The organism is uncultured Campylobacter sp., assembly GCF_937997405.1.
Classification (GTDB): domain Bacteria; phylum Campylobacterota; class Campylobacteria; order Campylobacterales; family Campylobacteraceae; genus Campylobacter_B.
Map to the genome: position 1 here is coordinate 1 of NZ_CALKTL010000023.1, position 8,157 is coordinate 8,157.

Annotated in this window: 11 protein-coding genes; 8 read left to right on the forward strand and 3 right to left on the reverse strand. The window is 45.9% G+C overall.

The features are described from left to right. Together Q0372_RS01050 and Q0372_RS01055 are read right to left on the reverse strand one after the other, a co-directional pair. A partial coding sequence (locus tag Q0372_RS01050; protein ID WP_298101528.1) for a type II secretion system protein occupies positions 1 to 788 on the reverse strand: 788 nt, incomplete at its 3' end. Between the two features lie 12 nt (positions 789 to 800). After that, entirely contained in the window at positions 801 to 1,541 is a 741-nt protein-coding gene (locus Q0372_RS01055) for a type II secretion system protein (RefSeq protein WP_298101529.1), read from the reverse strand. 253 nt (positions 1,542 to 1,794) lie between these two features. On the opposite strand from Q0372_RS01055, the gene bamD reads away from it, so the two are divergent. From bamD to Q0372_RS01085, 6 genes are all read left to right on the forward strand, one after another. Beyond that, positions 1,795 to 2,442, forward strand: coding sequence for an outer membrane protein assembly factor BamD (gene bamD / locus Q0372_RS01060; protein ID WP_295152470.1), 648 nt, complete (start codon positions 1,795 to 1,797; stop codon positions 2,440 to 2,442). Between the two features lie 8 nt (positions 2,443 to 2,450). Further along, entirely contained in the window at positions 2,451 to 4,961 is a 2,511-nt protein-coding gene (gene lon, locus Q0372_RS01065; RefSeq protein ID WP_298101530.1) for an endopeptidase La, read from the forward strand. 251 nt (positions 4,962 to 5,212) lie between these two features. Then, positions 5,213 to 5,383 (forward strand): hypothetical protein, encoded by a 171-nt coding sequence (locus Q0372_RS01070; RefSeq protein WP_298101532.1) that lies wholly within the window; start codon positions 5,213 to 5,215, stop codon positions 5,381 to 5,383. Beyond that, on the forward strand, positions 5,380 to 6,090 hold the full coding sequence (locus Q0372_RS01075; RefSeq protein WP_297882682.1) for a hypothetical protein: 711 nt from the start codon (positions 5,380 to 5,382) through the stop codon (positions 6,088 to 6,090). The genes Q0372_RS01070 and Q0372_RS01075 overlap by 4 nt, the downstream gene beginning before the upstream one ends. Then, positions 6,090 to 6,281 (forward strand): DpnD/PcfM family protein, encoded by a 192-nt coding sequence (locus tag Q0372_RS01080; protein WP_298101534.1) that lies wholly within the window; start codon positions 6,090 to 6,092, stop codon positions 6,279 to 6,281. Before Q0372_RS01075 ends, Q0372_RS01080 begins: the two co-directional genes overlap by 1 nt. A gap of 7 nt (positions 6,282 to 6,288) precedes the next feature. Further along, positions 6,289 to 6,483, forward strand: coding sequence for a DpnII family type II restriction endonuclease (locus tag Q0372_RS01085; protein WP_298101536.1), 195 nt, complete (start codon positions 6,289 to 6,291; stop codon positions 6,481 to 6,483). On the opposite strand, the gene Q0372_RS01090 is transcribed toward Q0372_RS01085, so the two are convergent. After that, on the reverse strand, positions 6,439 to 6,726 hold the full coding sequence (locus tag Q0372_RS01090; protein WP_298101538.1) for a DpnII family type II restriction endonuclease: 288 nt from the start codon (positions 6,724 to 6,726) through the stop codon (positions 6,439 to 6,441). The two genes, Q0372_RS01085 and Q0372_RS01090, sit on opposite strands and share 45 nt — an antisense overlap. A 27-nt stretch (positions 6,727 to 6,753) precedes the next feature. On the opposite strand from Q0372_RS01090, the gene Q0372_RS01095 reads away from it, so the two are divergent. After that, on the forward strand, positions 6,754 to 7,110 hold the full coding sequence (locus Q0372_RS01095; protein WP_298101540.1) for a DpnII family type II restriction endonuclease: 357 nt from the start codon (positions 6,754 to 6,756) through the stop codon (positions 7,108 to 7,110). Further along, complete coding sequence (locus Q0372_RS01100; protein WP_298101541.1) at positions 7,103 to 7,918, forward strand: DNA methyltransferase; 816 nt, start codon at positions 7,103 to 7,105, stop codon at positions 7,916 to 7,918. The genes Q0372_RS01095 and Q0372_RS01100 overlap by 8 nt, the downstream gene beginning before the upstream one ends. Positions 7,919 to 8,157: the final 239 nt, after the last annotated feature.

Below are 8,157 nucleotides of genomic sequence, written 5' to 3' on the forward strand. Positions count from 1 at the left end.
ACTTGATCGGGAACGATCGCGTAGGCACTATGAGCTATATAATACTGCTCGGAGAATTCCTGCGAGTTATCGTTGTTTGGATTGAGCGGATACTGATTTATCCTGATAGTTTCGCCTTGTATCTTACCACTGCCCGCATTGCTAGGAGTGCCTACAGCGATTAACACACGATTGCTACCGTCATCTTTAGCTTCTCTATCGTAGCCGAAGCCTATATCTACGCTAGTAGGTGAAGCATCATTCGTAACGACCCTAAAGATAACGGCGACTTGAGTATTAGTAGACGATTTACCGTATTCCGTAGCCCTTAAATTTCCAACTATCCTAGCTACTTGCGGAAAATTACTACCCAAGGATACCATATTAAACGCAGCCCTAGTATCTGCGATATATCCGGCATTATCCGCATCGGCCGTCCATGTGCTATCTCGGAGTTGAGACATTGACATAAAGCCGCTCCAACCTGGAGTTCTCTGATTTATATTTCTCGTCTCTACGCTTTGTCCGATCCACTCTAATATATCAAATCTCGGATTAGTAAGGCCGCTAATCGGCACAAAATCATTTACGGCAAGATCTCTGCCTATGGTAGAGCTTTTTATTCTATCCTCCAAGCGATTTGTGATTAGCATCATCGCATTTTGCGTTCTGGCTTCCAGCTGATTTACCGCACGTACATGCACGTAAGATTTATAGATCTTGGTGTATAGATCAGCGCCAAACATCGAGATGATCCCCAGCACTACGATAACAAACACAAGCTCTATAAGGGTAAAGCCTCTTTTCATCTCGTGCTCCTATTAGTTATGTAGTCTAGTGACGGTTGTCTGAACGCCGACGCCGATATTAGATAAAAACGCTTTTAAAACAACTGATTTGGCGGTACCATCTTTAGCTACGGCGTCGTTGAGATCCGTAGCAGCAACCCTAACCATCTTTATATTAGTAGGGGCAGCGGACTCGTCGTTAGGCCGATCACTAAGAACACCACTTATATCGGTACCGGTAGCATACTGCGCAGCATTAAAAGGCTCTGCTACATAATCTACATCGACATTAATCCTAGTATTGAGGATAAAATCACCTCTACTGCTAGAGCCCACCAAATTACCGACTGTTATATTCGTCGTGAATCGATCAAAATCGTCGATATCGTTATAACGACCGCCACCAAAAGAAATTCCATTTCTACCGAATTGTCTTTTTGTAGCTGGAGCTTGAGCGCTAATTCCGCGCCTGCTAGCTTCATTTAAAATCCCTGGTCTGACCTCGGGGGCACCATCAGAAGGCGGATTTACCGTTAGAATTCTCCTCATGCAGCTTGCATCACCTCCGCAACTAGCATCTCCTGCGTATGCGCTATCCCACTGCGCCTTAGATATACGAGACATAAAAGCTTTAGCGTTATATACGAGCTCCTCTTTGATCGCGAGGGCGTTTAGCTCGGTGGTTTGCGCGACGATACGCGGGATCGCCATCGTAGTGATCGCTAAAATCACGATGGTAAAGATCAGCTCGATTAGAGTAAAACCTTTTTTCATCTTACATCCTTTCTTTAAAATTTTGAAATTACGGAAACGCAAACTTACTCTGCGTTATCGGCGCTAATTATACTATTGTTAAACTTAAATTTAGAATTTATCGCGTAAATTTTTTTGGTTTACAAAGATTTTTAAGCCCAAACGCATAAAAAATTTTAAAGAAATTCCATTTTTAAATTTGAACGCGGAATTTAAGCTTGCATTTACTCAAAGACTATAAAATTACGAGCTAAATAAATTCCAAGGATTTTTTATGACAAATCTAAGTAAAATTCTATCTGCTCTCCTATTTATCGCGTTTATCGGCGGCTGCAGTGGCAAGGGCGACGGCGAGCTTTTTAACCTAAGCCCCGAGGCATGGTATTCTAAAATTTTAGAAGATATAAACAACGCCAGCATGGAGGATGCCGAGAAGCATTACACTAGCTTTTCGAGCGAGCATATCGCCTCTCCGCTGCTTGAGGAGATGACACTCATTATGGCGTGGGCTTTTGTGGAGGACGAAAACTACGAGAAAGCAAACAAATACCTAGACGAATACATCCGCCTCTACGGCACGACACAAAAGATCGAATACGCGAGATTTCTAAAGATCAGAGCAAATTTCGACTCCTTTAGCCGCCCAAATCGCAACCAAAAGCTAATGCTAAACAGCATCGACGAAATTCGAAAATTTATAGCTGAATATCCGCAGAGCGAGTATCGTCCGCTACTTGAGACGATGCTAACGAAGCTCAGGCTTGCAGAGCATCAGCTAAATATCGACATCAAAGACCTTTACCAGCGCACCGACCGCGAAAGTTCTGCCAAAATTTACGAGCAGCGAATCGAAGAGTCCCCGTTAAACGGCACCGACGTCATCAAACCGCGCTCGCCTTGGTATCGCGCGATTTTTGAGTAGGAGGAGCGATGCAACTGATGCAAAACACAACCTTTCCTAGTGATCTACCTATCATCGTCGAGGACGAGCTATTTTTATATCCCTTTATGATAGCGCCCCTTTTCATCGGCGACGAGCATAACAAAAAGGCTCTCGATCTAGCCGCTAAAAACGAATCTATGATAATGGTCGTAAGCTCAAAGTCGGAATTTAGCGGCGATAGAAGCTTCGGCGGTATCTACAACGCAGGCGTCGTGGGCTCCGTGATGAGAACCGTGCCGCTTCCCGACGGTCGGGTTAAAATTTTATTCCAAGGCGCGCTAAAAGGCAAAATCGTAAAAGAAATTTCGCAAGATCCATTGGTCGCTACCGTCGATATCATCCACGACGAACGCGGCAACGATCAAAAATTAGACGCGCTTGTAAGCGTGCTAAAGGAAAAAACCAAGACGCTTAGCACGCTCACGCATTTTTTCCCGAACGATCTGCTAAAAACCATCGATGACGGCACCGACGCCGCGCGCGTCTGCGATCTGATTTTAAGCGCACTGCGCTTAAAAAAGCAGGTAGCCTACTCATTTTTTACCGAGAGCAACTTGCAAAAGCGCCTTTTCAACCTCATCAACTACATCTCCGACGAGATCGAAGCGCAGAGGCTTGAAAAAGAGATCAAAAGCAAGGTCCACTCCAAGATCGACAAGACGAACAAAGAGTATTTTTTAAAAGAGCAGCTCAAACAGATCCAAAAAGAACTCGGCGGCGATGCCGATCGCGACGTCGAGATCGAGGAGTACCGCAAAAAGCTGGAAGCCAAAAAGCCCTATTTGGGCGAGGATGCTTACAAAGAGATCAAAAAGCAGATCGATAAATTTGCCCGCCTCCATCCGGACAGCGCCGATGCGGGGCTCGTGCAGAGCTATCTGGACTGGGTTTTGGAGGTGCCTTTTGAAAAGACCGCCAAACACAAGATGTCCATCGAGGGCGTCACCGCGCAGCTAAATAAAGACCACCACTCTCTGCAAAAGCCCAAGGCGCGCATCGAGGAGTATTTTGCGCTAAAGCAGCTTTTGGAGCTTCGCGGCATAAACGGTAAGCAGAGTAAGGGGGACGGCAAGGGAGACGGCGCGATCTTGTGCTTCTACGGCCCTCCCGGCGTAGGCAAGACGAGCCTTGCGAACTCTATCGCGACCGCGCTTAAGCGCAAACTTATCCGCATCGCTTTGGGCGGGCTTGAGGACGTAAACGAGCTACGCGGACACCGCCGCACCTATATCGGCGCGATGCCGGGCCGCATCGTGCAGGGCCTCATCGAGGCAAATCAGATGAACCCCGTCATCGTGCTTGATGAGATCGATAAAATTTCAAGCTCATACAAGGGCGATCCGACGGCGGTTCTGCTTGAAATTTTAGACCCGGAGCAAAACTCGAGCTTTAGGGATTATTATCTAAATTTCAATATCGATCTTAGCAAGATTATCTTTATCGCCACGGCAAACGACGTATCTCTCATACCCGCGCCGCTGCGCGATAGGATGGAGTTTATCGAGCTTAGCTCATACACGCCGCAGGAGAAGTTTCAGATCGCCAAAGACTATCTGATCCCTCAGGAGCTGCAACGCCACGGGCTCAAAGCCGCCGACGTAGCGATCAACCCCGCAGCCCTTGCCGAGATCATCGAAGAGTACACGCGCGAAAGCGGCGTGCGAAATTTGCGCCGCCAGATCGCAGCGATCTTCCGCAAGGTCGCGGTTAAAATTTTAAAAGACAAAGAGTTTAAAAAGATCATCGTTACGACGAAAAATTTAAGCGAATTTCTAAATAAAAAGGTTTTCGAGATCGACGAGGTCGAAAAGTGCGATCAAATCGGCATCGTAAACGGGCTTGCGTGGACTGCGGTAGGCGGCGACGTGCTCAAGATCGAAGCGGTCAAGATCAAAGGCAAGGGCGCGATGACGATCACGGGCCAGCTCGGCGACGTGATGAAAGAATCCGCGCAGATCGCCTTTAGCGTCGTAAAGGTGCTGATCGACGAGGGCAAGCTCAAAGCGGCTCAAGACGCGAAAGGGGGCGCAGAAAAAGCCTCACGTGCGGGTAAAAACTCCGCATTACGCGCAAATGGCAGCGCGACATCTAAAAGCTCGGCGGCGCGAAATTTAGGCGCGGAGGAGAATTCCGAAAGCTCAGAGCAGATTTATAACAAATTCGACCTTCACATTCACGTGCCCGAGGGCGCGACGCCCAAGGACGGACCGAGCGCGGGCATCACGATGAGCACGGCGATCGCGTCGATTTTAAGCGAGCGTAAGGTGCGCGCCGATCTGGCGATGACGGGCGAGATCACGCTAAGCGGCAAGGTGCTGCCGATCGGCGGGCTTAAGGAGAAGCTCATCGCTGCGCACAAAGCCAAAATCGCCGAGGTTTTGATCCCGCGCAAAAACTACGAGCGCGACCTGGCGGAGATCCCGGACGAGGTCAAAAACGATCTGAAAATAACGCCGGTAGATCGGATCGAAGAGGTGCTGAAGCTCGCGCTAGTCTAAATTTAAAGCGCCGTTTTGGCCGCACGCTTCGGCGAAATTTTAAAATATTTGTAGCGGCGTTAAATTTTATTGCGCAACTGGATATTGACGTGCTTGCGGCAAGATTTCTTGTAACGATGTGGCGAACGTAAAATTTCGTAGAATTTCGCATACGCGCGATCGCGTAATGCTGTAAAATTTTATGACCGTTTAAAATTCAGCTCCGCTTCTAGCGCAAAATTTTATGAAATTTACCTCGCAAAAGGAATAAAATGTTTGACTTTAAAAAAGAGTTTAGACAGCTTTACGCGCCAAAGCAGACGCCGCAAATTTTAACCGTCCCGCCTGCGAATTTCGTCTGCGTCCGAAGCGAAGGCTTGTTTAATATGAAGTTAAATTTTATCCGAGCGTTAGCGACAACAAAAACGGACAAGCAAAGATGAAACAAAAAGATTTCGTGATAGCGGCGATGATAGAGCTTGGCGGTGCAGCGACTCTATCGCAACTTTATTCTGCGACCGACGTTAGTTCGTGGTCGACGAAAACGCCATTCGCTTCTATACGGCGTATCGTGCAAGAAAATGCGGAGTTTTTTAAGATTCGCCCGGGTCTTTGGGGCTTAAAGTCGCTTGAGACGCAAATTTTAAAAGAGTTTGAAAGTGGCACGAATCCGCGAGATAGCTTCACTCACTCCTATTTTCAAGGTCTTATCGTAGAGATCGGCAACCTGCGCAAATTTCAAACCTACGTGCCGCCACAGGATAAAAATAAAAGCTTCGTCGCAAGCAAAAAGCTGGACGATCTTACTTCGCTAAAGGCGATTTACGAATTTGCCTACCCGAGCATACTAAATAAGGCGCGCAGCGTCGATGCGATCTGGTTTAACGAGCGAAATCTACCTTACGCGTTTTTCGAGGTTGAGCACTCGACAGACTTTAAAAATTCTCTCAATAAATTTTACGAACTTCAGGACTTTAACGCCAAAATGTTTATCGTTGCGGATGAGGGCAGGTTGAGGCAGTTTCAAAGCGTGATAAGCGCGTCGATATACAAAGATATTGCCGGTAGCGTGAAATTTGCGAGCTACGAAAGTATCGCCAAACAATACGACTTAGAAAGCGAGAGCGCGAAAGTAAAAATGGGGATTTGATGAAAGAATTTGAAGTAGAGATTGCCGAAATTTTGGCCAAAAAGGTTGTAATTAAAGCGAAAAATAAAGAAGAAGCGTGTAAGATCGCGCAGACGGCTTACGAAAATTGCGAGATCGTTTTGAGTGCAGAGAACTTCGTCTGCGCGGACTTTAAAGCGACGATCGCGGACGAGCCTAAAACCGAAATTTAGGGATTTTATGGAACAAAATTTAACGAAATTCGATGACTTTTTACGCTCACTTAGAAAAACAAATGCAAGCCTTGACTACTTTACCGACTTTGAAAAATGCGGCAAAAATCTAAAAGCCGTTTCTATCAAGCTCCACACGCTTGATTTTTTACTCGGTTCAAAGGATTTGAAAACCGATATTTTCACTCTTAAAATACTCTGAAATAGTTCGAGAGAAATTTACGCCCCCGCGATTTTTCCGCGCGTTCGTATCGAGTCCGACTTCCACGCCAAACACGTAATCGTGCAAATTCTTTATCTTTGCGTCCATAAAAATTTTATCTAGTCCCGTTTCTTTGCAAAACTCGTAAATTTTTTCGGGACTTTCAAAATATGTTTCAAGCTTCGTTATTTCGCTGCTTGCCGTGACTACGTCCGTATTTTTATCGCGAACGGCAATGAGCAAATTTAGCGTATCAAAGCACTCTTTATTTTGCTTAAAAAGAGTGAAAATATCGGCTTTCAAACCGAAGTTAGTAGCAAAAAATTCGCTCTAAATTTAGGAAGCGATCAAAAGATTTTTGATTTCGTTATAGCCGCGGGCGGCGTAACGTATCTGATAGAAGCTAATTTTTACAGCACGGGCGGCTCGAAGCTAAATGAAGTCGCAAGGTCTTATATCGAAATAGCACAAAAGATTGCGCTTTGTGGCGGATTTAAATTTATCTGGATAACCGACGGACAGGGGTGGCTGGCGGCTAAAAACAAACTGGAAGAAGCCTACAAAAGCGTTAAAATTTATAATCTCGCCACGCTTTATCACTTTATAAAAGAGCTTAAAAATGTTTAAGTTAGCCGATGATTTTAAGCTTTTTAAAGGCGATTGCTTCAATATTTTGCCTAAATTTAAAGGCGAGTTTGACCTCATTTTTGCCGATCCGCCCTACTTTCTCTCAAATGACGGACTTAGTATTCAAAACGGGCAAATCGTAAGCGTAAACAAGGGCGAGTGGGACAAAAGCTACGGCATCGATGAGATAGATAAATTTAATCTCGAATGGCTTGCGCTCGCCAAAGATGCACTCACGAATAACGGCAGCGTAATGATAAGCGGGACGTATCATAATATATTTTCAATCGGTCGGGCGCTGCAAAAGCTGGACTATAAAATCCTAAACGTCATCACGTGGGCGAAGACCAATCCGCCGCCAAATTTTAGCTGCCGCTATCTCACGCACGGCTCGGAGCAGATCATCTGGGCAAGAAAAAGCGAGAAATTTAAGCATATTTTCAACTACGAGCTAATGAAAAAGCTAAACGGCGACAAGCAGATGCGCGACGTGTGGAGCTTGCCCGCGATCGCGCCATGGGAGAAGGCGTGCGGCAAGCATCCGACGCAAAAACCGCTACCGCTTTTGGTGCGGTTAATTTTAATGGCGAGCACTCAAAATAGCGTCGTTTGTGATCCTTTTGCAGGCTCTGCGACGACCGGCGTAGCTGCAAATTTACTAGGACTAAAATTCGTAGGTATCGAAAAAGAGGACGAGTTTATAGATATCGCCCTAAAGCGCAAACGCGAGCTGGACGCGAATTTCGCCAAATTTAGGCGAAAGATTTCGGATTTGCGACTATTAGAACAAGAGAGTTTGAAATTTTAAAATTTAAGCGTTTGAATTTCAGTGCGCTTTTTGCTTCGCAAATTTGCAACCGCAAAAGAAATATACGTTGCTAGTTTTAAAATTTTGAGCTTCGCAGGCTATTTATTATTCGCCGCGTTTGCTACCGTCTTTTTCACTCCGCTAAAACAGTTTACAAGCAAGAGGAAACACCAAGCTACATTCGAACTAATTCTTAAAAAGCTGCGAATGCAAGGCTGAAGTAAGAACGGGGGGGGGGG